Source organism: Streptomyces sp. NPDC056600 (assembly GCF_042792855.1).
Classification (GTDB): Bacteria; Actinomycetota; Actinomycetes; order Streptomycetales; family Streptomycetaceae; genus Streptomyces.
Genome location: NZ_JBHTVQ010000071.1, coordinates 1 through 26,544, shown reverse-complemented (window position 1 = coordinate 26,544; position 26,544 = coordinate 1). Strand labels below are relative to the sequence as shown.

18 protein-coding genes and 1 riboswitch are annotated in these 26,544 nt (G+C 73.6%); of the genes, 8 read left to right on the top strand and 10 right to left on the bottom strand.

Translation table 11 applies throughout. From position 1 onward, the window contains the following. Nucleotides 1-33 precede the first annotated feature (33 nt). A complete protein-coding gene (locus ACFRAV_RS27105) occupies nucleotides 34-750 on the top strand; it encodes a hypothetical protein (RefSeq protein WP_382559055.1) in 717 nt (238 codons plus the stop codon). A gap of 79 nt (nucleotides 751-829) precedes the next feature. Here the strand turns inward: ACFRAV_RS27105 and ACFRAV_RS27100 are convergent, their stop codons facing one another. Then, entirely contained in the window at nucleotides 830-1,540 is a 711-nt protein-coding gene (locus tag ACFRAV_RS27100) for a sigma factor-like helix-turn-helix DNA-binding protein (RefSeq protein ID WP_382559053.1), read from the bottom strand. Between the two features lie 237 nt (nucleotides 1,541-1,777). Here ACFRAV_RS27100 and ACFRAV_RS27095 point away from each other — a divergent pair, with 237 nt between their 5' ends. Beyond that, a complete protein-coding gene (locus ACFRAV_RS27095) occupies nucleotides 1,778-3,400 on the top strand; it encodes a DUF6350 family protein (protein ID WP_382559051.1) in 1,623 nt (540 codons plus the stop codon). 159 nt (nucleotides 3,401-3,559) lie between these two features. Here ACFRAV_RS27095 and sucD read toward each other — a convergent pair whose 3' ends face one another. The 5 genes from sucD to ACFRAV_RS27070 form a co-directional block, all read right to left on the bottom strand. Continuing rightward, nucleotides 3,560-4,444, bottom strand: coding sequence for a succinate--CoA ligase subunit alpha (sucD, locus tag ACFRAV_RS27090; RefSeq protein ID WP_351110535.1), 885 nt, complete (start codon nucleotides 4,442-4,444; stop codon nucleotides 3,560-3,562). A gap of 28 nt (nucleotides 4,445-4,472) precedes the next feature. Then, nucleotides 4,473-5,651: an ADP-forming succinate--CoA ligase subunit beta gene (sucC, locus tag ACFRAV_RS27085; protein WP_351110537.1), complete on the bottom strand. Its 1,179-nt coding sequence runs from the start codon at nucleotides 5,649-5,651 to the stop codon at nucleotides 4,473-4,475. Between the two features lie 1,068 nt (nucleotides 5,652-6,719). Then, on the bottom strand, nucleotides 6,720-7,889 hold the full coding sequence (locus ACFRAV_RS27080) for a VWA domain-containing protein (protein ID WP_382559048.1): 1,170 nt from the start codon (nucleotides 7,887-7,889) through the stop codon (nucleotides 6,720-6,722). A gap of 98 nt (nucleotides 7,890-7,987) precedes the next feature. Then, complete coding sequence (locus ACFRAV_RS27075) at nucleotides 7,988-10,519, bottom strand: DUF5682 family protein (RefSeq protein WP_382559046.1); 2,532 nt, start codon at nucleotides 10,517-10,519, stop codon at nucleotides 7,988-7,990. After that, complete coding sequence (locus tag ACFRAV_RS27070; RefSeq protein WP_382559044.1) at nucleotides 10,516-11,670, bottom strand: AAA family ATPase; 1,155 nt, start codon at nucleotides 11,668-11,670, stop codon at nucleotides 10,516-10,518. The genes ACFRAV_RS27075 and ACFRAV_RS27070 overlap by 4 nt, the downstream gene beginning before the upstream one ends. A gap of 145 nt (nucleotides 11,671-11,815) precedes the next feature. Between ACFRAV_RS27070 and ACFRAV_RS27065 the strand changes: the two genes are divergently transcribed. Continuing rightward, complete coding sequence (locus ACFRAV_RS27065; protein WP_382559042.1) at nucleotides 11,816-13,153, top strand: SWIM zinc finger family protein; 1,338 nt, start codon at nucleotides 11,816-11,818, stop codon at nucleotides 13,151-13,153. Nucleotides 13,154-13,283: 130 nt separating this feature from the next. After that, entirely contained in the window at nucleotides 13,284-14,879 is a 1,596-nt protein-coding gene (locus tag ACFRAV_RS27060) for a DUF5691 domain-containing protein (RefSeq protein ID WP_382559040.1), read from the top strand. 515 nt (nucleotides 14,880-15,394) lie between these two features. Here the strand turns inward: ACFRAV_RS27060 and ACFRAV_RS27055 are convergent. Continuing rightward, entirely contained in the window at nucleotides 15,395-15,811 is a 417-nt protein-coding gene (locus ACFRAV_RS27055) for a cobalamin B12-binding domain-containing protein (RefSeq protein WP_351110547.1), read from the bottom strand. A gap of 434 nt (nucleotides 15,812-16,245) precedes the next feature. On the opposite strand from ACFRAV_RS27055, the gene ACFRAV_RS27050 reads away from it, so the two are divergent. Then, a complete protein-coding gene (locus ACFRAV_RS27050) occupies nucleotides 16,246-17,739 on the top strand; it encodes a peptidoglycan DD-metalloendopeptidase family protein (protein WP_382559038.1) in 1,494 nt (497 codons plus the stop codon). A 178-nt stretch (nucleotides 17,740-17,917) separates the two neighbouring features. On the opposite strand, the gene pcrA is transcribed toward ACFRAV_RS27050, so the two are convergent. Continuing rightward, entirely contained in the window at nucleotides 17,918-20,437 is a 2,520-nt protein-coding gene (gene pcrA / locus ACFRAV_RS27045) for a DNA helicase PcrA (protein WP_382559036.1), read from the bottom strand. Between the two features lie 173 nt (nucleotides 20,438-20,610). On the opposite strand from pcrA, the gene guaA reads away from it, so the two are divergent. Continuing rightward, a complete protein-coding gene (guaA, locus tag ACFRAV_RS27040) occupies nucleotides 20,611-22,200 on the top strand; it encodes a glutamine-hydrolyzing GMP synthase (protein ID WP_382559034.1) in 1,590 nt (529 codons plus the stop codon). Nucleotides 22,201-22,292: 92 nt separating this feature from the next. On the opposite strand, the gene ACFRAV_RS27035 is transcribed toward guaA, so the two are convergent. Continuing rightward, nucleotides 22,293-22,778, bottom strand: coding sequence for a pyridoxamine 5'-phosphate oxidase family protein (locus ACFRAV_RS27035; RefSeq protein WP_382559031.1), 486 nt, complete (start codon nucleotides 22,776-22,778; stop codon nucleotides 22,293-22,295). Nucleotides 22,779-22,783: 5 nt separating this feature from the next. Then, nucleotides 22,784-23,434, bottom strand: a complete 651-nt coding sequence (locus ACFRAV_RS27030) for a hypothetical protein (RefSeq protein ID WP_382559029.1) — start codon at nucleotides 23,432-23,434, stop codon at nucleotides 22,784-22,786. A 222-nt stretch (nucleotides 23,435-23,656) separates the two neighbouring features. On the opposite strand from ACFRAV_RS27030, the gene ACFRAV_RS27025 reads away from it, so the two are divergent. Further along, the gene (locus ACFRAV_RS27025; RefSeq protein ID WP_382559027.1) at nucleotides 23,657-24,940 is read left to right on the top strand and encodes a hypothetical protein; all 1,284 of its coding nucleotides are present in this window, start codon (nucleotides 23,657-23,659) and stop codon (nucleotides 24,938-24,940) included. A gap of 201 nt (nucleotides 24,941-25,141) precedes the next feature. Next, a riboswitch (cyclic di-AMP (ydaO/yuaA leader) is annotated at nucleotides 25,142-25,302 on the top strand. Nucleotides 25,303-25,308: 6 nt separating this feature from the next. Then, a complete protein-coding gene (locus ACFRAV_RS27020; protein WP_382559025.1) occupies nucleotides 25,309-26,469 on the top strand; it encodes an NlpC/P60 family protein in 1,161 nt (386 codons plus the stop codon). Nucleotides 26,470-26,544 lie beyond the last annotated feature (75 nt).

Below are 26,544 nucleotides of genomic sequence, written 5' to 3'. Positions count from 1 at the left end.
GGGCATGCCTCGCCGGGAGGGGAGCGTGGCGGCGTGCTGCTGCGGAAGCCCTCCGAGTCCGGCTCCCCCGCCCGCGACGACCACCGCGACGCCGACGGCCGGCCGGCCGACGAGGACAACCCGTTCGCGCCGCCGCCGGAGAACCAGCCCTCGCAGGAGGGCCGCTGGAGCGACCGGCAGCCCGAGGGCGGCGGTGGCGGCGGCTGGTCCGGCTGGGGCCAGCGCCCCGAAGGGTCCGGCCAGGGGAACCGATCCGGCCAGGGCGGCTCCGGCGACGGACCGGGCGGACCCGGCCTGCGCTGGGACCCCACCGACCCCGCCCAGCGGCGCGCCCGCTACGCGCTGCTCAGCGGCACCTGGGGCCTGATCCTCATGCTCTTCGGGCTGCCGTACGTCGCGCTGCTGCTCGGCGTGCTCGCCCTCTACTGGGGCATCAGCGCCCTGCGCACGCCCTCCCGCCCGCAGGACCCGGACCGTCCGGCGGACGGGGCCGCGGCCACCGCCGCCGGATCCCCGGCCGCCTCGGGCGGCCGCAATCCGCAGCGGCGGGCGGCGATCGTCGGCATCGTCACCGGGTCGATCGCGCTGCTGATGGTGCTGCTGTTCATCCTCGCCCAGCAGGTGTTCCTGCGGGACTTCTACGTCTGCACGGACGACGCGCTCACCCGCGACGCCCGCCAGGCCTGCGAGAGGTACCTCCCCGACAGCGTCCCGGACAACCTCCGCGACAGCCTCACCGCGTCCATGTGAGAAGCGGGAGCTGACGGGCTGACAAGGGGCGCCGGCCTATCGGCGCCCCTTTTCCCTCTCCCGGGACCGGTCCCGTTCCCTAGCGGGTGGCCGCGGTGACCAGCCCGGCCAGGATCAGCACCCCCATCACCGCTGTCACGACCACCGCCGCGGCGGTCCACCACCGGGCCAGCCGCTCCGCGCGGTGCCGGACCACCGGCGGACGCGAGGGCCTGGCGCGCGTGCTGGAGGTCGCCACCTGCGCGGCCTCCGCCATCCGCCGCCGCAGCGTCCCGGGGTCGGCCAGCTCCGGCAGCCGGACCGCCACCGCCTCCCGGGCCCGGCACAGCCGGCTCGCCGTCGCCGCGGTGGAGGCCTCGGTCTCGGCGGCCGTCTCGGGCAGGTCGAGCCCGAGGCCGTCGTAGAGCAACAGCGTGCGCCGGTGCAGCGGCGGCAGGTCACGCAACGCCGCCAGCAGCGCCCGGTCCGCGGGGGCCACCCGCCGGCCGCCGGCCAGGGTCCGCTGCCGCCGTCGGCGCCGTCGTCCGGCGCGCCGCCAGGGCGACAACGCGTGGTCGTGGGCCACCGCCCGCACCCAGCTCGGCGGGTCCGGGTCGAGCGCCACCTCCGGCCAGCGGTGCCAGGCGTCCCGGAACGCCCGCTCCACGCACTCCAGCGCGACACCGTGCCGCCCGGTGAGCAAGTACGTCTGCCGGACGAGGGTCGGGGCGCACGACCCGTACAGCGCGTCGAACGCCTCCTCAGGCGTCAGGGACGTCACCTCGTCACCCGTCCGATCGACAAAACCCATAAGCGCATAATGGGCGACACGTCCCGTATGCGCCTGTTACGCGAGGAATGCGGGTGCCGTTGGGAGCATGGCGAGGTGTCCCAGACCGCGCCTCCCCCGCCGCCTTCGCCCTCGCCGTCCTCCTCTCCACCACCGCCCCTCGCGTCCTCCGCCGCTTCCCTTGCGGGTCCCGCTCAGGGTCCCGCTCCGGGGCCTGCTCCGGACCGCGCTTCGGCGCAGCCCGGCGATGCGCCGCCCATGGGGACACCCGGCGGAGCCCAGTTCGACGGGGCCCAGTTCGGCGAGGCGCAGCCCGTACGATCGGCCGCTCCGCCGCGCGCGACGCCGTCCGCACCCCGGCGGTTCCTGGTCGGGCTGCTGCTCCGGCTGGTCCTCCGCCTCCGGCTGCGGCTGCTCCTGGGCCGCGCGGCACTGGGCGCGGCGGTCGCCGGTGCGGCGGGCAGGGGCACGGCGGCGGACCGGGAGTCCGGCGAGGGCACGGACCGCGCGGGGTGGCGCTCCCGCGTCCGTCCGGAGTCGCTGCCTCCCTTGTCGACGCTGGTGGCCGGCCTCACCGCGGCCGGCACCGGCCTGGTCGTCCTCGCCGTGCCGGTCCTGTTCCTCTGGATGACCTCGCCCTATCCCGGCAGCGGCCCGGGCAACGCGCTGCACACGACGGCGGCGCTCTGGCTGTCGGCCCACGGCGTCGACCTGATCCGCACCGACACCCTCTCCGGCGTGCCCGCGCCGATGGGCGTCGGCCCCCTGCTGCTCACCGCGCTCCCGGTGTGGCTGCTGCACCGGGCGGGACGGTCCGTCGTCGAGGACGGCGACCGGACCGACGACGACGCTCCTCCGGCTCCGGGCGTCGCCTGGGCCGGCGTGACGGCGGGATACGTGGCGGTGGGCCTGCTCGCCGCGCTGTACGCCATGGGCGGCGGGTACCGGCCTGGCTGGGGATGGACCACCCTCTGGCTGCCCGCGCTGGCCGCCGGAGTGTCCCTCTCCGGCATGTGGACCGGGTCCGACCACCTGCGGCGCGCGGTGGACCGGACCGCCGGACGTCTCCCCGACCTCCTCCTCGGCCGCGCCGACCCGGGCCGCCGGCTGGGCGCCGCGTTCCGGGCGGCCGGGGAGGGCGCGGCGGCGCTGGTGTGCGGCGGAGCGCTGCTGTCGGTGATCGCGCTCGTGCTGCACGCCGGGGACGCGGGGGCGGCCTTCGGCCGGCTCGCCGGAGGCTGGGTGAGCGGCGTGACCCTGCTGCTGCTCTGCCTGGCACTGCTGCCGAACGCGGCGGTGTGGGCGGCCGCGTACGCGATGGGTGCCGGCTTCCTGCTCGGGCCAGCCGTGGTCGCGCCCCTCAGAGCCGGAGCCGGAGGAACGGTGCCGCGCCTGCCGGTCTTCCCGTGGCTCGCCGCGGTACCGACCGGGACGCCCCCGCGGGAGGGCGCGGGCCCGGCCGGAGGGGCCGCCGTGGACGGGGTGGGTGCCGCCGTGCAGGGGGTGGGTGCTGTGGACGGGGCGGGCGCCGTGGGCGGGATCGGTGCCGTGAACGGGGTGGGTGACGTGGTGACCTGGCTGCCGGCCGTGCTGCCGCTGCTGGCGGGGGTGGCGATCGGCGTGCGCGTCGCCCGGCGGGCCGCCGCGGCTCGGACGCCCTGGCCGTGGCTGCGCACCGCCGTCCTGGCGGTCCTCGGCTGCCTGCTGTGCGGCGCGGCGCTGGCGGTCCTCGCGGGCCTGGCCGGGGGCCCGCTGGGCCACGGGACGCTCGGCGTGTTCGGCCCCGTCTGGTGGCGGACCGGCCTGGCCACCGCCGCCTGGACCCTGGTCCCCGCCCTCCTGTCGGCCCTCCTGACCCGTTGGGACCGCCTGCGCCGGTGACCGGCCTGCGGCCCCGCCGGGGCGGTCCGTGCCGCGGCGGGAAACGGCGGCGGGCGGGAAACGGCGGCGGGCGGGAAACGGCGGCGGGCGGGAAACGGCGGCGGGCCCGCGCCCAGGGGTATACCCCGGGCGCGGGCCCGTCGGAGAGGAGAGGCGGCGTCAGCCGGCGAGGATCTCGCGGGCCAGCTTCGCGGTCTCGGTCGGCGTCTTGCCGACCTTCACGCCCGCGGCCTCGAGGGCCTCCTTCTTCGCCTGCGCGGTGCCGGACGAGCCGGACACGATGGCACCGGCGTGACCCATGGTCTTGCCCTCCGGCGCCGTGAAGCCCGCGACGTAGCCGACGACCGGCTTGGTCACGTTCTCGGCGATGTACGCCGCGGCACGCTCCTCGGCGTCGCCACCGATCTCACCGATCATCACGATCAGGTCGGTGTCGGGGTCGTCCTGGAACGCGGCCAGGGCGTCGATGTGCGTGGTGCCGATGATCGGGTCGCCACCGATGCCGACGGCGGTGGTGAAGCCGATGTCACGCAGCTCGTACATCATCTGGTACGTCAGCGTGCCGGACTTCGAGACCAGGCCGATGCGGCCCGGCTTGGTGATGTCACCCGGGATGATGCCGACGTTCGAGCCGCCCGGCGTGATGATGCCGGGGCAGTTCGGACCGATGATCCGGGTCTTGTTGCCCTTCTTGCCGGCGTACGCCCAGAACGCGGCGCTGTCGTGCACGGCGATGCCCTCGGTGATCACCACGGCCAGCGGGATCTCGGCGTCGATCGCCTCGATGACCGCGTCCTTGGTGAACTTCTCCGGGACGAAGATGACGGTGACGTCGGCGCCGGTCTTGTCGATGGCGTCCTTGACGGAGCCGAAGACCGGTACCTCGGTGCCGTCGAAGTCGACCGTCTGACCCGCCTTGCGCGGGTTGACGCCGCCCACGACGTTGGTGCCGTCGCCGAGCATGAGCTTGGTGTGCTTCATGCCCGTGGCACCGGTCATGCCCTGGACGATGACCTTGCTGTCCTTGTTGAGCCAGATAGACATGGTGTGTGGATGTCCTCGTCCTCGGTGCTTACTTGGCGGCGGCGAGCTCGGCGGCCTTGGCGGCCGCACCGTCCATGGTGTCGACGCGCTGGACCAGCGGGTGGTTGGCGTCGCTGAGGATCTTGCGACCCAGCTCGGCGTTGTTGCCGTCGAGGCGGACGACAAGCGGCTTCTCGACCTTCTCGCCGCGCTCCTCGAGGAGCTGCAGGGCCTGGACGATGCCGTTGGCGACCTCGTCACAGGCGGTGATGCCACCGAAGACGTTGACGAACACGGAGCGGACGTCCGGGTCGCCGAGGATGATCTCCAGGCCGTTCGCCATCACCTGGGCGGACGCGCCGCCACCGATGTCGAGGAAGTTGGCGGGCTTCACGCCGCCGTGGGCCTCACCGGCGTACGCGACGACGTCCAGGGTCGACATGACCAGGCCGGCGCCGTTGCCGATGATGCCGACCTCGCCGTCGAGCTTGACGTAGTTGAGGCCCTTCTCCTTGGCAGCGGCCTCGAGCGGGTTCGCCGCGGCCTTGTCGTGGAGCTCCTCGAAGTCCGGGTGACGGAACTCGGCGTTGTCGTCCAGGGAGACCTTGCCGTCGAGGGCGAGGATGTCACCGGAGGCGACCTTGGCCAGCGGGTTCACCTCGACCAGGAGGGCGTCCTCCTTGATGAAGACGTCCCACAGCTTCACCAGGACGGCGGCGACCTTGTCGGCGACCTCGGCCGGGAACTTGGCGGCCTCGACGATCTCGCGGGCCTTCTCCGGGGTGACACCGTCGATCGCGTCGATCGGGGTCTTGGCGACGGCCTCGGGGCGGTTGGCCGCCACCTCCTCGATGTCCATGCCGCCCTCGACGGAGGCGATGGAGAGGAAGGTGCGGTTGGCTCGGTCGAGGAGGAAGGAGACGTAGTACTCCTCCGCGATCTCCGGCGCCAGCTCCGCCAGCATGACCTTGTGGACCGTGTGGCCCTTGATGTCCATGCCGAGAATGTCGTTGGCGCGGGCGACGGCCTCGTCGGGCGAGCCGGCCACCTTGACGCCGCCGGCCTTGCCGCGGCCACCGACCTTCACCTGCGCCTTGACGACAGACTTGCCGCCGAGCCGCTCGGTGATCTCGCGCGCCGCCTCAGGCGTGTCGATGACTTCACCGGCAAGCACCGGTACATCGTGCTTGGCGAAGAGGTCCCTCGCCTGGTACTCGAACAGGTCCACGCGCTTCCGTCCCTATCAGTGATCTCGCGGTTCGTTGGATGCGTGGGCGTGCCGCGAAGGGCAACGTGACGTCCGCTGTTGTCACAAGGGGGGCGCACACGGTGTCCGAGCGCGCGGCATGTCCGTCCGGCAGGGTATCCCCGCCACCCGCGAGGGCTCTAATTCGGGCATCACACATGAGCGGTGATAACGGTCACATGTTGTCGCAGGTGATCACCGGTTTTGGCCCCTTCGGCCCCCCTCGGCCGACCTCACCGCGTCAGTCCTGTTCGGGTGAGGAAGTCCCCCTCACCAGGTGGACGGCGGGCGGGTGACCCGGGGCCCTCTGCCGCAGCCTGCGGCTCGGGACACTCGACGTTCCGCTGCCCACGCCTGGGCAAAGCGCGTGAGCCCTCGGGCGCCCGGGCTCTTCCGCCGCTCGGCCACGGCGGCGGTCAGTCGCCTCGGGGACCGATGCCTCAGCGCTTCAGCTGCCCGGCCGTGGAGGTGGGGGCGGAACCGGCGCAGCGGAATCCACTCGACGGAACCATGCCGACAGCGGAGCCGTGCCTCGGGAGCCGTGTCCCCCAGGCGGCCAGGGAGCTGCGCCGTGCGCCCCTGGCCCCACGCAGCGTCCGGGCCGGACCCGCTCGCCCTCCCGCAGGAGACCGGGGACACGCACCGGAGGGAGGTCCAGCCCCCGGGCGCCCCGGCGCCCGGGCCACCCTCACCGCCCCGCCCGGACGCCGGGGACGCACGGGACGCCCCCCGCAACGGGGCAGCCCTCCCGCCGAGCGCGCCCCGCCGGAGCCCCGCACCGGCCTACCCGAGCAGTCAACCCACCGCCCGAAGCCGCACCCGAGAGGGTGACCCCTCACGGCGCAGCCCTGCACGGAGCCGTCCGGCCCGCTGCCGGCACGCGGTGTCCCCCGACTCGGACCGCCCCGAGCACGGCTCGGCCCCGCCCAGCACCAGCCGCGGCGCAAGCGCCCGCCCCGCACCGCACCGGGTCACGGGCTCCGGACGGGCCCCTCCCCCCGGGCACCGTCACCGACCCGCGGCCGGGCCACTCCCCGGCGGCCAACCCTCTCAGGCGGCGTCGGGTATCGGCAACGGCCGCTTCTCCAGCGCCGCCGCCATCACCTCCGGGAACAGGTCCGGCGTGCAGGCGAACGCCGGCGCCCCGAGCGCGGCCAGCGCCGCCGCGTGCTCGCGGTCGTAGGCGGGCGCCCCCTCGTCGGAGAGCGCCAGCAGCGTCACGAACTGCACCCCGGCCGCCTTCATCGCCGCCACCCGCTTGAGCATCTCGTCCCGGATGCCGCCCTCGTACAGGTCGCTGATCAGCACCACCACCGTCTCGGCGGGGCGCGTGATCTGCGACTGGCAGTAGGCGAGCGCCCGGTTGATGTCCGTGCCGCCGCCCAGCTGGGTACCGAAGAGGACGTCCACCGGGTCGTCGAGCTGGTCGGTCAGGTCGACGACCGAGGTGTCGAAGACGACCAGCCGCGTGGCGATGGAGCGCATCGACGCCAGCACCGCCCCGAACACCGACGCGTACACCACCGACGCGGCCATCGAGCCGGACTGGTCGATGCAGAGCACGACCTCCTTCTTCACCGACTGCGACGCCCGCCCGTAGCCGATCAGCCGCTCCGGCACCACGGTGCCGTACTCGGGGAGGTAGTTCTTCAGGTTGGCCGCGATCGTGCGGTTCCAGTCGATGTCGTGGTGCCGCGGCCGGCTGACCTTGGCGCTGCGGTCGAGCGCGCCGGTCAGCGTCGCCCGGGTGCGGTTGGCGAGCCGCTTCTCCAGGTCCTCGACCACCTTGCGCACCACCGCCCGGGCGGTCTCCTTGGTGGTCTCCGGCATCGCCCGGTTGAGCGAGAGCAGGGTCCCGACCAGATGGACGTCCGGCTGCACCGCCTCCAGCATCTCCGGCTCCAGCAGCAGCGCGGACAGGCCCAGCCGGTCGATGGCGTCCTTCTGCATCACCTGCACCACGGAGGAAGGGAAGTAGGTGCGGATGTCGCCCAGCCACCGGGCCACCGAGGGCGCCGATCCGCCGAGACCCGCCGCCCGCTCACCGCCGCGCGGCCGGCCCCCGGCCCGTGCCTCCTTGCCGCTGCCGTACAGCGCGGCGAGTGCCGCGTCCATCGCGGCGTCCCGGCCACCGAGCGTGTGACCGGTCCCGTCGGCCCGGTCACCACCGAGGACCAGCCGCCAGCGCCGCAGCCGCTCCGCCGCCGCGTCCTCCGTCATGCCTCCCGCCACCAGGCCTTCCGGAGCCGCTGCGGGCGCGGCCGGGACGGAAGTCGTCGGAGTGGAAGCCGTCGGGGTGGAAGCCGTCGGGGATGTGGTCATGCCGCTGCCTCCACGAGGTGGTCGGGGTGAGGGTCGGGTGCCGGGTCCGGGCCCGGGTCCAGGCCCAGCAGGAGCCGGACGACCGGCAGGACGGCGTCGGCCCGGGCCGTGTCGAGCCCGTCACCGAAGCCCGGGGCGGCCGGAGCGGAGGCGGATCCCGGTGTGCCGCGACCGGCCGCCGGTCCGCGGCGGACCAGCTCGCCCAGGCTGCGGCGCACCCCCGGCTCGTAGGCGGAGAAGGTACGGCGCAGCAGCGGCAGCACGTCGGTGAAGGCGTCCGCCGGTACCCCGGTGAGCCAGGCGTCGACCAGGGCGAGCAGCCGCTCGTCGTGCACCAGCAGGAGTCCTCCGGAGCCCCCGCCGACGAAGCCCTCGATCCAGGACGCGGCGTCGGCCGGCCCGGTGCCGGGCGACAGGACCAGGCCCATGCGCCGGGCGGCCTCGTCGGTGTCGAGCGCGCCCTCGTCGAGCAGCAGCCGCACCGAGCGGCCGCGCAGCACGCCGGGGGCGCTCTCCCGGCCGGCGAGCTTGCGCAGCACGCCGTGCCAGCGGGTGCGCAGCCCTTCCGGGCCGACGGCGGGAACGCCTCCGAGCAGCCCGACCGCCGCGTGCACCGCGTCCACGTGGCGGCGCATCTCCTCCGCCGCGTCCGTGTCGAGGGCGGAGCAGGCGGGAGGCAGGCCGACGAATATCCGCTCGGCGAGCCCGGCGGCGACCCCGGCGAGCGCCTCGGTGTCGGTGCCGCGCACGTCGCCGTAGCGCAGGGTGCGGACCAGCGCGGGCAGGGCGGCCGCCAGGTGGGCCACGTCGGTGTCCAGCGCGGCCCGGTCGGCGAGGGCCTTCATGACGGTGGGCAGCGCGTCCGGAAGGTCCGCGAGCAGGCAGTGCTCGGCGAGGGCCGTGACCTCGGCCAGCGCGGTGGCGTCCACGGCCGCGGACTCCGCCTTGGCGGTGGCCGCGGAGAGCACGGTGGTGCCCCACACTCCGGCCTCGGCCACCCGGACGGCGAGCTCCGGTTCCCAGCACAGCCGCCAGGTCTCCCGGAAGGTGCCGGTCCCGCCGCGTGAGGCGACGGGCTCACCCCACCGCACCGACAGGAGACGGAGCCGGTGCAGCAGGCGGCTGCGGGCGGCGTCGTTCTCCTTGCGCAGGTCCAGCTCCAGCTCCCGCTCCAGCGCCTCGGGCTTGAGGCGCAGCGCGCGCTGCTGCCGCTCGAGATCACGGCGCAGGGGCACCGCGGGCGCGGTGGACGGCACCTCGCCGAGCGTGTCGCCGACGATCAGCCGGTCGCGGACCAGCTCCAGCGGCACGTCGGAGCCCTCGCACATCACCGCGCGGATCGCGTCGATCGTCTCGCCCAGGCCGGCCAGCGGGCGTCCGCGCATCACGGCGAGGGTCTCGGCGAGCCGGACCGCCTCGATGACATGGGCGGAGGAGACGCTCAGGTCCTCGTCGCGCAGCAGGCCGGCGACCTTGGTCATCCACCGCTCCACCGGGCGGTCGGGCGCGGAGAACAGGTGCCCGTACCAGCCCGGGGAGTCGATCCCGGCGCCGTAGCCGCTGAAGCGGGAGAGCCGGCGGTGCGTCCAGGGCACCCAGGTCATCTCCGTCCTCACCTTGGGCAGACCCTTCAGCAGGGCGCGGTCGGCGGTGACGGTGGACCTCTGTCTCAGGGCGGGGACGTGCCAGGCGCCGCAGACAACGGCGACCTCGTCGCCGAACTCCTTGCGCGCGGCACGCAGCTGCAGGCGCATGTACGCCTCGCGGACCGGGTCGCGGTCGTGGCCGCCCGTCCCGTAGGTCTCGCGGAGGGCTCCCATCGCCTCCTCCACGGCGAGGAACGGCGCCAGCGGGTCCTCACCCGCGCCCCGGTGCTCGACCACGTCCTCCCACCAGCGCTCCGGGTCGTCGTACCCGGCGGCCTCCGCCAGCACGGCCAGCGGATCCACCCGCACGCCGTCGACGGGGTCCTCCGCCCCGTCCGCCCTGCTCCCGGGAAGGGGGTCGTCGGCTCCGTCGACGCCCTCGGCGGCCGCTGCGTCGCCGTCCTGCCCGGACACGTCCGGCGGGGAGGCGCCGTCCTGCCCGGACCGGTCCCCTTCGGCTTCACCGTCGCGCGCGCGGTCGGCGGCCTTCACCGGGTCGGTGTCGCGCTCCGGCGCCGTGGGAACGGACGCCTCGTCCTCCCCCTGCAGGGCCAGGACATGGGCCGCGGGCAGGTCGACGAACCGCACGGGCACGTCGTGGCCGACGGCCCAGCGCAGGGCAGCCCACTCCGGGGAGAACTCGGCCAGCGGCCAGAACGCGGAGCGCCCGGGCTCGTCCACCGCGTGGGCGAGGAGGGCCACGGGAGGCCGCATCTCCGCGTCGCCGGCCAGGGCGACGAGCGCGTCGGCCTCGGGCGGGCCCTCGATGAGCACCGCCCGAGGACGGGTCGCTTCCAGCGCGGCGAGCACCGCGCGGGCCGACCCCGGCCCGTGGTGCCGCACCCCCAGCAGCAGCGGCCGCGTGCCGGCTCCGCTGCTCATGCCGACACCTCCCGGCAGGCGCGGTAGAAGTCCTTCCAGCCGTCCCGCTCGCGCACCACGGTCTCCAGGTACTCCTGCCAGATCACCCGGTCGGCGGCCGGATCGCGCACCACCGCGCCGAGGATGCCGGCCGCCACATCGGCGGGCCGCAGCACGCCGTCGCCGAAGTGGGCCGCCAGCGCCAGGCCGTTGGTGACCACCGAGATCGCCTCCGCGGTGGACAGCGTGCCGCTGGGGGTCTTCAGCTTGGTGCGTCCGTCGGTGGTCAGGCCGTCGCGCAGCTCGCGGAAGACCGTGACGACGCGGCGGATCTCGTCGATGCCGTCCGGCGCCTGCGGCAGGTCGAGGGAACGGCCGAGCTGGTCGACCCGGCGGGAGACGATCTCCACCTCCGCCTCCGGGCTGTCCGGCAGCGGGAGCACGACGGTGTTGAAGCGGCGGCGCAGCGCGCTGGACAGGTCGTTGACCCCGCGGTCGCGGTCGTTGGCGGTGGCGATCAGGTTGAAGCCGCGCACCGCCTGCACCTCGTCGCCCAGCTCCGGTATCGGCAGCGTCTTCTCCGACAGGATGGTGATCAGGGTGTCCTGCACGTCCGCGGGGATGCGGGTGAGCTCCTCGACGCGGGCGATCATGCCGTCGTTCATGGCCCGCATCACCGGGCTGGGCACCAGCGCGTCGCGGCTGGGGCCGTGCGCCAGCAGCTGGGCGTAGTTCCAGCCGTAGCGGACGGCCTCCTCGGGCGTGCCGGCCGTGCCCTGGACGAGCAGGGTGGAGTCGCCGCTGACGGCGGCCGCGAGGTGCTCCGAGACCCAGGTCTTGGCCGTGCCGGGGACGCCGAGCAGCAGCAGGGCGCGGTCGGTGGCGAGCGTGGTGACCGCCACCTCGACAATGCGGCGCGGGCCGACGTACTTCGGCGAGATGACCGTGCCGTCGGCCAGCGTGCCGCCGAGCAGATAGGTGGCGACCGCCCACGGGGAGAGCTTCCAGCGGGCCGGGCGGGGCCGGTCGTCGGCGGCCGCCAGCGCCTGGAGTTCCTGGGCGAAGGCATCCTCCGCGTGCGGCCGCAGAGCCTGCTCGGTGTTTGCGCCCTTCGCGGGCGCGGGGTCGTCGGACCGCGTGGTGACGGACGTCGGTTCGATGGACACAGACATGGCTGAGGCCCCCTCCAGCTCGGCCGGTTCGGATCTGCTGACCACCTTGCACCACGGCACTGACAACCGGTCATGACCTGCGGAGACAGACAGCGTTGGGCCGTCCGTGGAGGCGTTGTCAGTGCCGGGTCGTACCGTCGGTGTCATGACTCAGCAGGGGGTGCGCTGGAGCGCGGAACAAGTGCTGGCGCTGGCGCCTGACGCGGCGTCACGCAAAGCCGGAAGCAAACTCGCCGCGTCCGGGCCGTGGTCCGGTGCGGGCAGTGACGACGAGGGGGCGGTGTGGGGGCTGTGCAAGGGAAGCGGCAGCACGCCCTACCGGACGATCGTGGACATGGGGGACCCGTCGGCCCCCGCCTTCAAGTGCAGTTGCCCGAGCCGTAAGTTCCCCTGCAAGCACGCGCTGGGGCTGCTGCTCCTGTGGTTGGGCGACAAGACCGCCGTACCCGGCGGACAGGAGCCGCCCGACTGGGTGCGGCAGTGGCTGGACGGCCGTCGGCAGCGGGCGGAGCGCAAGGAGACCGCGGCCGCGGGCGGCGCCGTGGCCGACGCGGAGGCGGCGCGCAAGCGTGCCGAACGCCGTGCGGCCCGGATCGACGCGGGCGCGGGTGAGCTGGAGCGACGCCTCGCCGACCTGCTGCGGTCCGGCCTGGCCGGCGCCGAACAGGCCGGATACGCGCTGTGGGAGGAGACGGCGGCCCGCATGGTCGACGCCCAGGCGCCGGGGCTGGCCGCGCGGGTGCGGGAGCTGGGGGCGATACCCGGCTCCGGCCCGGGGTGGCCGGTACGCCTCCTGGAGGAGTGCGCGCTGCTCCACACCCTCGTGCAGGGCTGGCTGCACCGCGAGCGGCTGCCCGCGGAGCTCGCCGCCACGGTCGGCGCCCGGGTCGGCCTGCCCGCCTCCGCCGACGGCCCGGCCGTACGGGACCGTTGGCTGGTGCTGGCCCAGTACGACATCGCGGACGCCCGGCTCACCACCCGCCGTATATGGGTGCACGGCGAGGAGACCGGCCGCACCGCTCTTCTCCTCTCCTACGGCGCGGCGGGCCGCGCGCCGGAACTGGCGCTGCCGACCGGGCTCGCCCTGGACGCGGAGCTGTCGGCGTACCCGGGCGCGGGGCAGCCGCGGGTGGCGTTGGTCAAGCAGTTCGCCTCCCCCGCTCCGAGTGCGATGCGGCCCGCGGGGCTCTCCGCCGCGGAGGCCGCCGCCCTCTACGGTGACGCGCTGCGCGACGACCCGTGGCTGGAGACGGTTCCGGTGACGCTGGAGGCGGTCGTCCCGGTGCCGCACGGCGGGGGGTGGCAGCTGGCCGACCCCACCGGCCGGGCGCTGCCGGTCACCGCCTCGGGCACCGGCTTCTGGCGGCTGGTCTCCCTCTCCGGCGGCGCGCCGCTGCGCGTCTTCGGCGAGTACGGCCACCGTGGCTTCACCCCGCTCACCGCCTGGCCGTCGGCTCCCGGTGATCCGGTGACGGTGCGATGACCGCCTGCCCCGCCTGCCCCACCCGCCCTGTCGGCCCTGCCCGTCCCGCCGGCGGGGGCCGGCACCGCCACCACCGCCGCCAGGACCACCACCACTGTCACCGTCACCTCGGCGAAGGGACGTGTATCCGATGACTGCCACCGCTTCCGAGTGGGAGGACCTGGTCACCACCGCCCTGCTCGGCACCGAGCGCCGTCCGCCGTCCGTGCCGTCGCACGGACGCGAGGCCCCGGTCGCCCTGCTGGACGAGGCGGCGCAGCAGACACTGCGCCGCCGGGCCGGGCTCCTCCCCGCACAGGCCGCACCCCTCCCCCGCCCGGCGCCCGCCGATCCCCGGCCACCGCTTCCGCCCGCGGCGGCGCGCCGGCTGTCCATGTTGCTGACCGCCCGGCCCGGCACCGGTGGCGGCGGCCGTCGCGGCACCACCCCCGACCTGGTCGAGCTGCTCCCGCAGTGGCTTTCGCTGGCCGACGAGCGCGGATACGCCGCACCTCCCGAGGCGCTGCCCGCCCTGCTGGAGGCCGCGCGCGGCCGCACCGACCTCCGACCCGCCGTCATCTCCTTCGCCGGACCCCGGGCGCTCTGGCTTGCCGGACTCAACCCCGAGTGGCGCTTCGCCCTGCGGGCCGCCACGGGGCGCCGCGAGTCCGCGCCCGCGGCCGATCCGGAGCGGGCGCGCCAGTTGTGGGAGGAGGGCCTGTTCGCCGAACGGGTCGCGCTGCTGACCGCACTGCGCGGTCAGGACCCGGCCGCCGCCCTCACCCTGCTGGAGTCCACCTGGCCGACGGAGCGCGCCGAGGACCGGCTGATGTTCCTCGACTCGCTGCGGTCCGGGCTGAGCGCGGAGGACGAACCGTTCCTGGAGCGCGCGTTGGCGGACCGCAGCCGGAACGTCCGGGCCACCGCCGCCGAGCTGTTGTCGGCGCTTCCCGGCTCTGCCCTCTCCCTGCGCATGGCCACCCGGGCGGCGAGCTGCGTGGTCCTCGACCGCTCGGGCGAGGAACCGTGCGTGGCGGTGGAGGCTCCGCACGCCTGCGACGCGGAGATGGAACGGGACGGCGTGGTCGCCAAGGCCCCGAACGGCCGGGGCGAACGGTCCTGGTGGCTGGGCCAGCTGGTCGAGGCCGCGCCGCTGGCGACCTGGTCCGAGCGACTGGGGGGACACACGCCCGAGGAGATAGTGGCGCTGGAGGTCGCCGACGGCTGGGAGGGCGAACTGCACGCCGCCTGGTGCCGGGCGGCGGTCCGGCAGGGCGACGCGGCGTGGGCCCGGGCGCTGCTCGGGTCGCCGTCCGCGCCGGAGGCCGCCGGTCCCGGCGCGGTGGGTCCGGCCCAGCGGGCCAAGTTGCTCACCACGCTGGGCGCGGGGGAGCGCGCCGACTGGGTCGCCGCCTTCATATCCGCCCACGGGCTGTCGGAGGCGTTCCAGCTGCTCGGGGTCTGCGCGGTGCCGTGGTCGACTCCGCTGGGACGGGCCGTCGTGGACGCCCTGGACATCGCCCGGGACGCCGGCAGCTACCCGTGGAGCTTCAGCGGGGTGATGGGACTGGCCGAACGCTGCCTGGACCCGTCCGAGGCGGCCCGCCTCGCTCCCCTCACGGCCACGCCCGACGAGGCGGAGAACACGGCCCCCGGAGCGGGCGGTTACTGGTCCGAGGCGTTCCAGCGCCTCGAGAGCACTCTCCGCCTCCGCGCCACCATGGCGAAGGAACTGGGCACCGTCTGATCCGCTCCCGCGCGGCGAACGCCACGGTCACGACGTGGCGGGAGGGCCCCGCTCCCGGCCACCGGTGCGTCACCGGGGCCGAGCCCGGACCTCCGCGGGTCCGCGCCGGGGCCGCGCGTCTCCGGGTCCGGGCTTGAGCCCGGGGCACGGCCAGGTCGCCCCCCCCCGGCGGCAAGTCTCCGCTCCCGGGGCCGCCGGTCCGGGTGCGGGTCCAGGTCCGGGTCACGGCCCAGGGCAGGTCCCGCCCAGGCCAGGCCCTGGCTTTCGGGGTCGGCCGGAGCAGGTCGGGGGCAGAAGACAGAGACAGAGGGACGCGGCCGGTGGACACCCACCGGCCACTCCTGCGCCGTTCCCGGTCCCGCCCGCGCGCACCCGCAACCGCGCCCGCAACCGCGCCCGGAAAGCCCAAGCGGCGGCGGGACGAAGCAACGCGACGTCAGGAAAACCCGACGCCAGGGCAACGGAACACCAGAGAACGGACCGTCAGGGGAACGGCACGACAGGGAAACGGGACGTCAGACGTCCGCGCCCGCCCGCACGTTCGCCCGCACCCAGTCGACGACCGCCTGCGTCGGCGCACCCGGCGTGAAGATCTCCGCCACGCCCTTCTCCTTCAGCGGCGCGATGTCCGCCTCGGGGATGATCCCGCCGCCGAACACCAGGATGTCCGCCGCGTCCCGCTCCTTGAGCAGGTCGATCACCTTGGCGAACAGCGTGTTGTGCGCGCCGGAGAGGATGGAGAGGCCGATCGCGTCGGCGTCCTCCTGGATCGCCGTGTCCACGATCTGCTCGGGGGTCTGGTGGAGGCCGGTGTAGATGACCTCCATACCCGCGTCGCGCAGGGCCCGCGCGATGACCTTGGCCCCGCGATCGTGACCGTCCAGTCCCGGCTTGGCTACCACCACACGGATCGGACCGACTGCCACACCCATCAACGCCTCCATCAACCGACTCAAGCCCGCCGCACCGGCCGGGGAAGTGAACGCACGTTATCTACAGCATCCCCCAACCGTCCGTCCCCCGGTGAAGAGGGAGGGCGAAATCACACAGCGACACGCCGGGACGACAAGCCACGTACCGGCGTTCGGGGGACACGGCGGGAGCTCGCGGCCGTGACAGTGGCATAGGCGAACGGCCTCTTCACCCCGAAAGAGGGCCGGATTCCTCGAACATTTGCCGAACACGGTGACCCGGACACGCCCGAGGGGCCCCGAAACAGGCACTCCTGTCCCTTTGGTGCCCACAGGTTGGCCGCCGAAGATTGTCCAGTCCGCATACCGCCGGGTACAGTCGCCGCACTGCTCTGGCAGCCCCTGTCGTCGAGGCGAAAGAGAAGTTGGTGGACGAGCGTCACCCGTCGGGGAGCATGACGACCCCGGCCCCGGCCTCCGACTCGGCGTCGGCGCCCTACCCGGCGTACGGCACGTCCGAGGCCTTCTACGCGGACTTCACCCAGTACGACGGTCAGGTCTCCCAGGACTACGGCACCGGTTCCTACGACATCGGTACCCCTCAGGGCGCCGGTTACGACACCGGTTCCTACGCGGCCGCGAACGCCACCTACGACGCGGGTTCCTACCCGAGCGGTTCCTACGACGCGACCGGCTGGACCGACCCGTCGATGACCGCCCAGTACGCCGGCGACGGTTACGCCTCCACCCCCACGTACGACGGCGGCCGGTGGGACAACGGCTCCCAGTACGACGACGCGTATGCCGCCCAGTACTACGCGGAGCAGCACTACGCCGGTCAGGAGACCGGGTCCTTCGACGCCACCGCCTGGGCCACCGGCGAGCAGTACTCCGCCGAGATCCCCCAGCAGGCCTCCGCCGGTCCCGAGGGCTCCGGCGGTTGGGACTGGAGCGGCGAGGGCCAGGACACCGGCGCCTACGACGCCACCGCCTGGAACTCCGCCGACGGCACGGACAGCGACGACCAGCACTCCCACGGCGAGGACGCCCGCTCCGCACGGGAATCCGCCGACGGCCGTGCGGACGACACGGACGACGACGAGTACGAAGGGCCGAGAGGCCACGACGACGAGCCCGACGACCGGCCGCGGCTTCTGGACGACCAGGAGGAGGCGCTCGCTCACTCCTCCCGCTCCGGTGCCCGTGGTTCCTCCGGCCGCAACGGCCGTCGCCGCACCCCCGCCCGCCGTTCCGCCCTGCTGACCGTGGCGGTGCCCTCCGTCTGCGTGATGGGTGTGGCCGGCGTCGCCGCCGCCTCGGTGGGCGGCACGGTCGAGGAGACGACCACCCAGGCGGCCTCGGACGCCCAGCCGGTGAAGCCCTCGGCCGCCAACGACGAGATCTCCGCGCAGTTCAGCGAGGTGACGGTCGCCGCCGCCGACTTCGGCGACCGCGCCAGCCGCGAGCAGGAGCGCATCGACCTCGAGGCCCAGCGCGAGGCCGAGATGAAGAAGGCGGCGGAGGCGGCGGCCAAGAAGGAGCGGCTGCGCCCGAAGTTCGTCAGCCCGGTCGCCCAGCGCGGTCTCAGCGCCTACTACGGCTCGGCGGGCGTGAACTGGATGTCGACCCACACCGGCATCGACTTCCCCGTCTCCTACGGCACGCCGGTGATGGCGGCGACGGACGGCGTCGTCCGCACCCAGTACAACAGCGCGTACGGCAACATGATGATCGTGACGGCCAAGGACGGCACGGAGACCTGGTACTGCCACCTCTCCACGTACAAGCTGTCCGACGGCATGGTCGTGAAGGCGGGCGACACCATCGCCTACTCGGGCAACTCCGGCAACTCCACGGGCCCGCACCTGCACTTCGAGGTCCGCCCGGGCGGCGGCGGGGCGATCGACCCCCTCGCCTGGCTGCGCAGCCACGGCATCGACCCGACCTGACGGCCCCGGCCACCGGCCGGAACCCTCCCGCACGAGTCGCGCGCCCACGCGATGGCACGGCGGGCTCCCGCCGACAGGACCCACCCGCCAGGACACCCGCTGCACGGCACCCGCTGCACGGCACCCGCCGCACAACGACCGCCGCGCGACACCCGCCGCACGACGCCCGCCGCGCGACCTACAGCTTCTCCACCGGCGCGTACCGCAGCAGCAGCCGCTTCGCGCTCCCGTCGCCGAAGTCGATCGTGGCCTCCGCCCGGTCGCCCTCGCCCGCGACCCCGACCACCGTGCCGAGACCGAACTGGTCGTGGGTGACCCGGTCACCGACGGACAGCGCGACCACCGGCTTGTCCCCCGCCCGGCGCGTGGCGAAGCCGGAGCCGCCGGCCGCCGAGGACCGCGACCGCGAGGACGACAGCGAAGCCGCCACGCCCGCCGCGGGACCGGACGCGAAGCCGCCGCCTCCCGCCGAACCGCCCTTGCGCCGCCAGTCGAGGTGGGTCTCCGGGATCTCCTCCAGGAACCGCGACGGCGGGTTGTACGACGGCTGCCCCCAGGCACTGCGCAGCGCCGCCCGGGTCAGGTACAGCCGCTCACGGGCCCTGGTGATGCCGACGTAGGCCAGCCGGCGCTCCTCCTCGAGCTCCTTGACCTGGCCCAGCGCCCGCATGTGGGGGAAGACGCCGTCCTCCATGCCGGTCAGGAAGACCACCGGGAACTCCAGGCCCTTGGCGGTGTGCAGCGTCATCAGCGTGATGACGCCGTTGCCGTCCTCCTCGTCCGGGATCTGGTCGGAGTCGGCGACCAGCGCGACCCGTTCCAGGAAGTCCGCGAGCGAGGCGGTCGCGCCTTCCTCGGCGCCCTCCGCCTGTGCGTTCTCCTGCTCGAACTCCAGGGCCACCGCGGCGAGCTCCTGGAGGTTCTCGATCCGCGTCTCGTCCTGCGGGTCGGTGGACGCCTGCAGCTCGGCGAGGTAGCCGGTCCGCTCCAGCACGGCCTCCAGGACCGTGGCCGGACCGGCGCCGGACTCCACGACGGTGCGCAGCTCCTCCATCAGCGTGTTGAAGCGCCTGACCGCGTTGGTCGACCGGGCCGCCATGCCGTACGCCTCGTCGACGCGCAGCAGCGCCTGCGGGAAGCTGATCCGCTCCCGCCGCGCGAGCGCCTCGATCATCGCCTCGGCACGGTCGCCGATGCCGCGCTTGGGCACGTTGAGGATGCGGCGCAGCGGCACCGCGTCCTCCGGGTTGGCGAGCACCCGCAGGTACGAGAGGACGTCCCGGACCTCCTTGCGCTCGTAGAAGCGCACGCCGCCGACGACCTTGTACGGCAGGCCGACGCGGATGAAGATCTCCTCGAAGACACGCGACTGGGCGTTGGTCCGGTAGAAGACCGCGACGTCGCCGGGCTTCGCGTCGCCCGCGTCGGTGAGGCGGTCTATCTCCTCGGCGACGAACTGCGCCTCGTCGTGCTCGTTGTCGGCGACGAAGCCGGTGATCCGGGCGCCCGAGCCGGCGTTGGTCCACAGGTTCTTGGGACGGCGGGACTCGTTGCGCTCGATCACCGCGTTGGCGGCGCTGAGGATGGTCTGCGTGGAGCGGTAGTTCTGCTCCAGCAGGATCGTCGTGGCGTCCGGGTAGTCCTCCTCGAAGTCGAGGATGTTCCGGATGGTCGCGCCGCGGAACGCGTAGATCGACTGGTCCGCGTCACCCACCACGCACAGCTCCGCCGGGGGCAGGTCCTCCGGACCGGGCGGCACGTCCTCGTCGAGCGTCTCCGAGGCGCCGCCGACCAGCTCCCGCACCAGCGCGTACTGGGCGTGGTTGGTGTCCTGGTACTCGTCGACCAGGACGTGCCGGAAGCGGCGCCGGTAGTGCTCGGCCACGTCCGGGAACGCGCGGAACAGGTTGACCGTCGTCATGATCAGGTCGTCGAAGTCCAGCGCGTTCGCCTCGCGGAGGCGGGACTGGTACATCGCGTAGGCCTGGGCGAGCGTCTTCTCGAAGCCGTCGGCGGCCTGAGCGGCGAAGTCCTCCTCGTCGATCAGCTCGTTCTTCAGGTTCGAGATCTTGGCGCTGAACGACTTCGGCGGGAACCGCTTCGGGTCCAGGTCCAGGTCACGGCAGACCAGGGCCATCAGCCGCTTGCTGTCGGCGGCGTCGTAGATCGAGAACGACGAGGTGAAGCCGAGGCGCTTGCTCTCCCGGCGCAGGATGCGCACGCAGGCGCTGTGGAACGTCATCACCCACATCGCGGCGGCGCGCGGGCCCACCAGCTGCTCGACGCGCTCCTTCATCTCGCCGGCGGCCTTGTTGGTGAAGGTGATCGCCAGGATCTGCCCGGGGTGCACGCCGCGCTCGGCCAGCAGGTAGGCGATGCGGTGGGTGAGCACCCGGGTCTTGCCCGAGCCGGCTCCGGCCACGATGAGCAGCGGGGAACCGGCGTGCGTCACGGCGTCCCGCTGGTTCTCGTTCAGCCCCTCCACCAGGGCGGCGCCACTGAGCACCGGGCGGTGGGCGCCGTCACGGTAGTGCGCGTCCCTCGCCGGGGGCACGTCGAAGCGGCCTGCGAACAGGTCGTCCGGGATCGGCTCCGGAGCGTGCTCGTCGTGCTCGTCGTCCGGCGGCGGGGGCACCTCGTCGTGGGCCGGAGGTGCCTGGAGGCTCGCCAGGTAGCTTTCGTCAAAGAGGCTGCTCATCGCCCTCCGAGTCTAGGACCCCCCGCCGACACCCGCGGCCCCCTGTCCGAAACCGGCACCGCCCGGTCCCGGGTCGCGTGGACGGGCGGGGCGGCCGCGGGCGGGCGAGGCGTTCTCCGCACACCGGTAGAATTGGGCGGACAGACCCACACCCTGACGCCGGAAGGCCCCCCGTGTCATCAGCGCCCACCGCTGCGTCCGCCGCCCCCGACACCGTCCTGGTCGTCGACTTCGGTGCGCAGTACGCCCAGCTCATCGCCCGCCGCGTCCGTGAGGCCCGGGTCTACAGCGAGATCGTCCCGGGCACCATGCCGGTCGACGAGATCCTCGCGAAGAATCCGGCGGCGATCATCCTGTCCGGCGGCCCGTCGTCCGTGTACGAGCCCGGCGCGCCGTCCATGGACCCCGCCCTGTTCGAGGCCGGCGTCCCCGTCTTCGGCATGTGCTACGGCTTCCAGCTGATGGCGCAGAGCCTCGGTGGCCAGGTCGACAACACCGGCGCCCGTGAGTACGGCCGCACCCAGCTCCACGTGAGCCGCTCGGGTTCCACCCTCTTCGAGGGCACCCCGGACGAGCAGCCCGTGTGGATGTCGCACGGTGACGCCTGCTCCGCCGCCCCCGAGGGCTTCGAGGTGACGGCCTCCACCGACGTGGTCCCGGTCGCCGCCTTCGAGAACGACGAGAAGAAGCTGTACGGCGTGCAGTACCACCCCGAGGTGATGCACTCCACGTTCGGCCAGCAGATCCTCGAGCACTTCCTGTACCGGGGAGCGGGCATCAGCCCGGACTGGACCACCGGCAACGTCATCGACGAGCAGGTCGCCTCCATCCGCGAGATGGTCGGCAACAAGCGCGCCATCTGCGGCCTGTCCGGCGGCGTGGACTCCGCGGTCGCCGCGGCGCTGGTCCAGAAGGCCATCGGCAAGCAGCTGACCTGCGTGTACGTCGACCACGGCCTGATGCGCAAGGGCGAGACCGAGCAGGTCGAGAAGGACTTCGTCGCCGCCACCGGCGTGGAACTCAAGGTCGTCGACGCCGAGGAGCGCTTCCTCGACGCGCTGAAGGGCGTCAGCGACCCCGAGGAGAAGCGCAAGATCATCGGACGCGAGTTCATCCGCGTCTTCGAGCAGGCGCAGGCCGAGATCGTCGCCGAGGCCCCGGGCGACCAGCCCGTGGAGTTCCTGGTCCAGGGCACCCTGTACCCGGACGTCGTCGAGTCCGGCGGCGGCACCGGCACGGCCAACATCAAGTCCCACCACAACGTGGGCGGCCTGCCCGAGGACCTCGAGTTCAAGCTGATCGAGCCGCTGCGCCAGCTGTTCAAGGACGAGGTCCGGATGGTCGGCCAGGAGCTCGGCCTGCCGGAGGAGATCGTCCAGCGCCAGCCCTTCCCGGGCCCCGGCCTCGGCATCCGCATCGTCGGCGAGGTCACCAAGGAGCGTCTGGACCTGCTGCGCGAGGCCGACGCCATCGCCCGCGAGGAGCTCACCGCGGCCGGCCAGGACAGCCTGATCTGGCAGTGCCCGGTGGTCCTGCTCGCGGACGTCCGCAGCGTCGGCGTCCAGGGCGACGGCCGCACCTACGGCCACCCGATCGTGCTGCGCCCGGTCTCCTCCGAGGACGCCATGACGGCCGACTGGTCGCGGCTGCCGTACGAGGTGCTGGAGAAGATCTCCACCCGCATCACCAACGAGGTGCGTGACGTGAACCGCGTCGTGCTGGACGTCACGTCCAAGCCGCCGGGCACCATCGAGTGGGAGTGACCTCTCCCGCCACCGTGTGACGACGGGGCGCCGTCCGGACAGCCGGACGGCGCCCCGTCGTCGTGCGCACGCGTTCTTCGCACGCATCGTGGTCACGTCCGGCGCACGCTGCGGAGCGGCTCGCCGGGCTTCCAGGTCTGCACGACCATGTACTCGTCGTTCTCCACGGACACCCGCACCACCTCCGTGAGGTCGACGCGGAACAGGTGGAAGGCGTCCGGATCGGGCGGGGAGACCTCGCCGACGTAACGGCTGCGTGCCTCGCCGTCCTCGACCGGGACCGCACGGCCGGCGATCCGCACGTCGCCGCCGCCCATCCCCATGCCTGGACCGGGGTTCGCCTGCAGGTTGAAGCGCGGGTCGCGCAGCAGGTCCCGCGCCTTCAGCGAGCCCGGCATCATGCCGAGCCAGAGGTCACCGTCCAGGAACCGCACCTCGATGCCGGTGGTGCGGGGCGACCCGTCCCTGCGGAGGGTGGCGAGGACGTGGTGGGTGAAGTCGCCGAACCGCTTCTCGACCACCTCGGCGAGTTCGGGTTCGGCCAGGGAGAACGCTGCCCAGTCGGTGATGCTCGTCATACCTGTCAGTCTGTCTCCCCGCCGAAGTCGCTGGGCACGCTCCGCGAGAAGCCGGGCCGTCCGTCCTCCGCCAGGATCGGCACGCAGCCTGCGGCCCTCAGCCGACGGGCGAGGCGTCGGCGGCGGAGGCGGTTGCCCGCGATGCCGACGTAAGGCATCGACAGCATCAGCAGCGCTACGGAACCCATCACCGCGTACTCCCCGGTCGCCACCATCAGCAGCAGGATCGGCAAGGTCATGGCCCATACGAGAGCCTGCCCACGGCGCAGGGGGAGCCGGGCCAGCACGTCGAACGTGACATGGGCCTTGATCAGGTCGAGCTGCGCCTCCGGGTCCGGCCGTCGAGGCAACCGGCCGGGCAGCAGCCCCGGCAGCATGCCGCCGGTGGCGGGCGGGAGAGTCGCCACGGTCGCCGCGGCACGCTGCCTGCCACCGGGCGAGTCGTCGCGGTGCAGCACGACGACGACCGGCCAGTTCACGATCCCGCTGCCGACCCGCACGTGGGAGTACCGGAATCCGTAGCACTCGGCGATGTGGACCAGGGGTACCAGCGGCGCCGGATGCGCGACCGGACGCGGGATCTCCACGCTGGGCGCCCCCACGGCGACCTGCCGCATCAGGTGCACGACTCCGGGGTCGTCGAGCAGGGAATACATCAGCGGCTCCGAACAAGTCGAAAATCTTGTGTTCTACCCGAGACCCACGGCCCCCCGGGACGGTTGTGCAGGAAGAGGCCAGAAGCGTGGCCTCTGGTTCCCCCGCACGCCCGCGCCGACGTGGGCCCCGGGGACCGGACGGGGCGGGCGGTACGGCACAATTCCCCTACTCGGCAGCGGAGTTGCCGTAGGGACGATCGGGTGCGGGAAGGCGGACACGGCGTGGCGGTGCAGGAGGCGAGGCAGGGCGCCGACGCGGCGAAGGACGCCCACGGGGGCGGCTGCACGTGCGGGGACTGCCCGCACGGGGCGCGTGCGGGGCATCGGAAGGCCGTGGCGGCCTTCCTCCACCAACGGGACGAGTTCGCCGCTGGGAAGGGGCTGCCGGCCGCGGTCGCCCATTCGGCCTCCGCCTCCCGGCAGTGGGTCTCCGACGAGCTCACCCAGTCCGCGGCCGAGGTGGCCGGGCGGAGCCGGTCCGAGGGGCAGGCGTGGCTGGCCCGGCTGTGGCGGACCACGCTGTACGCGGTGTGGGGCGCGGCGGTGGTGCTGCTGCTGGTCCAGGCGCTCACCGCCATCGGCGCCGGCTGGACCCCGGCGCGCACGGCCGGACTCCTGGCCGCGCTGCTGACGGGCGCCGCGCTTTCCGCGGCCTCCTGGTTCCACCGCGACAAGGGCGGGGTGCTCGCCCCCGTGATCGGCGAGGACAACCGTCTGTCCACCTCCCGGGCGGTGGCCGCCGCGTGGGTGCTGTTCACCGCCTTCGCCGTGCTCACGCTGGCCGGTCAGCTGGCCGCCGCCTCCGGACACCGCAGGCGCGACGAACTGATCGCGGGGCTGGAACTGGCCCGGGGCGCGGGCGTGGTGACGGTGCTGGCCGTGGTCTGCGCCATCGCGGTGCTGGTCCGGCGGGTGGTGAGCCTGCGGGTGCAGGGTCAGCGGCTGCAGAAGGTCCGCGCCCACCGGCCCCGCGCCGCCGACCTGCTGACCGACGACTCCGGCCGGGGCAGCTTCGCCGACATCCAGTACGTGGCGATCTCCGCCGTGGCGCTGGTCTTCGGCCTGGTCCGGCTGGCCCGGCGCCCCGAGCAGCTGCCCGACCTGCCGTGGGGGCTGGCCGTGGTGGTGCTGGTGTCGGCGGCGACGTACCTGGCGGGCAAGTACGCGGAGGGCGGGCGGGCGGTCGTCCTCTCCGTGGTGCGGGCACGGGAGGCCGGTGACCTGGACGGTCCGATCCGCACCGGCGACGACATCGAGATCCGTGGCGCGGGCTTCGTCCCGCCGGGAGCGCAGAGCGCGGACCGGCTGTCGCGGATGGTCGTCCGGATAGGAGCGGTCAACGTCCACGTGCCGCTGGTCCCGGTCGCGGGCGGCTTCAGCAACCCGTCCGACACGGTGCTGACCGTCCCGGTGCCGGCCGACGTGGAACCCGGCCGGGTCGAGGTCCAGGTCGTGACGGCCGCGGGGCTGGAGACCAACAAGGTGGTCGTCGACATCACCGAGTGACGCCGGCCGGCGCGTCGGCACGTCGGCGCGTCGGCGCGTCGGTGGTGACCGCACGCCGCTCACCCGTCACGCAACGCCACACTCACCCCAAGGTCACGAAAACGTATCGGGCATATCGAACACCGTCCTTCACAGGGACCCCACAGGTTGGCTAACGTGCCCGCGGGCCGTCCGATCCCGACCGGCGAACCTCGCCGGTCCGTGCGGCCCCCGCCGAGTCCGGCCGCGCGCCGGAGCCGGGGACCCGCACGCACCACCTGGGGTGAATCTGTCCGGCCGCCCCGCCGGACCGTAGGGCAATCCTTCCGGACGTCACGCCCGAACCCGACAGCTAACCCGGTAGGCGGGAGACGGAAGGAGTCGCCGCCTTGGCGTCGCACCGAAAGCCCCGCCCGGCGGGCCTGCTCGCGGGCATACGCACCCCCGCGCTGGCGACCGTCGCCCTCACCTCCGTGGCCCTGCTCGCCCAGACCGCCCAGGCCGCGCCGTCCGACCGCCCCGGACTCGAAGAGGTGCAGGAGAAGGTCGACCGCCTCTACCGCCAGGCCGAGGCCGCCACCGAGAAGTACAACTCGGCCAAGGAGCAGAGCGAGAAGCAGCGCAAGGACCTCGACAAGCTGCTCGACGAGGTCGCCGAGCGCACCGAGGAACTGAACGAGGCCCGCGAGAAGCTCGGTTCGTACGCCGCCGCCCAGTACCGCTCCGGCACGGCCCTCCCCGACACCGCCACCTTCCTCCTCTCCGACGCGCCCCAGGACTACTTCGACCAGGCCCAGCTGATGGACCGCCTGACCGGTCGCCAGCAGGACGCCGTCGAGGAGTACGTGGAGAGACAGGCGGACACAGCCGAGAAGCGGCAGGAGGCCACCGAGAGCCTGGAGACGCTCAACTCCTCCGAGAAGAAGCTGCGCGCCAGCAAGGCGACCGTCCAGAAGAAGCTCACCGACGCCCGTGAACTCCTGGCCGAGCTGACCGCCGAGGAGAAGGCGCGGCTCGCCGAGATCGAGCGGAAGAAGGAGGAGGAGGCACGCCGGAAGGCGGAGGAGCTGGCCAAGCAGCAGGCGGCCGAGGAGAAGGCCCGCCAGGAGGCGCTCGCCGAGCAGGAGACCGAGGAGGCCGCCGGCGGCAGCGGCTCGGGTACCGGCTCCGGCGGGACCACGGAGGCCTCCACCTCACTGGGACAGAAGGCGGTCGCCTTCGCCGAGACGAAGATCGGTCTGCCGTACGTCTGGGGCGCGACCGGCCCGGACTCCTACGACTGCTCCGGCCTCACCCAGGCCGCCTGGAAGTCCGCCGGCGTGGACCTGCCGCGCACCACCTACGACCAGGTGAACGCCGGAACCACCGTCCCGGTCTCCGACGCCCGGCCCGGCGACCTGGTCTTCTTCTACGACGACGTCACCCACGTGGGCCTCTACATCGGCGGGGGCATGATGATCCACGCCCCCAAGCCCGGCGCGTACGTGCGCGAGGAGTCGATCTACTACGACGGCGAAGGCTCCATCCACAGCATCGTCCGCCCCGCCTGACCCGGGCGGCCGAACGCGGTCGGACACACACGGACGGACATACGCGGACGGCCCGCACGCTCGATGCGTGCGGGC

Excerpts from the sequence above, each read along its gene's own strand:
- ACFRAV_RS27070 (WP_382559044.1), bottom strand. The coding sequence starts at position 11,670 with ATGTCTGTGTCCATCGAACCGACGTCCGTCACCACGCGGTCCGACGAC.
- ACFRAV_RS27055 (WP_351110547.1), bottom strand. The coding sequence starts at position 15,811 with ATGGGTGTGGCAGTCGGTCCGATCCGTGTGGTGGTAGCCAAGCCGGGA.
- ACFRAV_RS27030 (WP_382559029.1), bottom strand. The coding sequence starts at position 23,434 with ATGTATTCCCTGCTCGACGACCCCGGAGTCGTGCACCTGATGCGGCAG.
- ACFRAV_RS27095 (WP_382559051.1), top strand. The coding sequence starts at position 1,778 with ATGGGGACACCCGGCGGAGCCCAGTTCGACGGGGCCCAGTTCGGCGAG.
- ACFRAV_RS27065 (WP_382559042.1), top strand. The coding sequence starts at position 11,816 with ATGACTCAGCAGGGGGTGCGCTGGAGCGCGGAACAAGTGCTGGCGCTG.
- ACFRAV_RS27080 (WP_382559048.1), bottom strand. The coding sequence starts at position 7,889 with ATGACGGAGGACGCGGCGGCGGAGCGGCTGCGGCGCTGGCGGCTGGTC.
- ACFRAV_RS27060 (WP_382559040.1), top strand. The coding sequence starts at position 13,284 with ATGACTGCCACCGCTTCCGAGTGGGAGGACCTGGTCACCACCGCCCTG.
- sucD (WP_351110535.1), bottom strand. The coding sequence starts at position 4,444 with ATGTCTATCTGGCTCAACAAGGACAGCAAGGTCATCGTCCAGGGCATG.
- ACFRAV_RS27075 (WP_382559046.1), bottom strand. The coding sequence starts at position 10,519 with ATGAGCAGCGGAGCCGGCACGCGGCCGCTGCTGCTGGGGGTGCGGCAC.
- ACFRAV_RS27100 (WP_382559053.1), bottom strand. The coding sequence starts at position 1,540 with ATGGGTTTTGTCGATCGGACGGGTGACGAGGTGACGTCCCTGACGCCT.
- ACFRAV_RS27050 (WP_382559038.1), top strand. The coding sequence starts at position 16,246 with ATGACGACCCCGGCCCCGGCCTCCGACTCGGCGTCGGCGCCCTACCCG.
- pcrA (WP_382559036.1), bottom strand. The coding sequence starts at position 20,437 with ATGAGCAGCCTCTTTGACGAAAGCTACCTGGCGAGCCTCCAGGCACCT.
- ACFRAV_RS27035 (WP_382559031.1), bottom strand. The coding sequence starts at position 22,778 with ATGACGAGCATCACCGACTGGGCAGCGTTCTCCCTGGCCGAACCCGAA.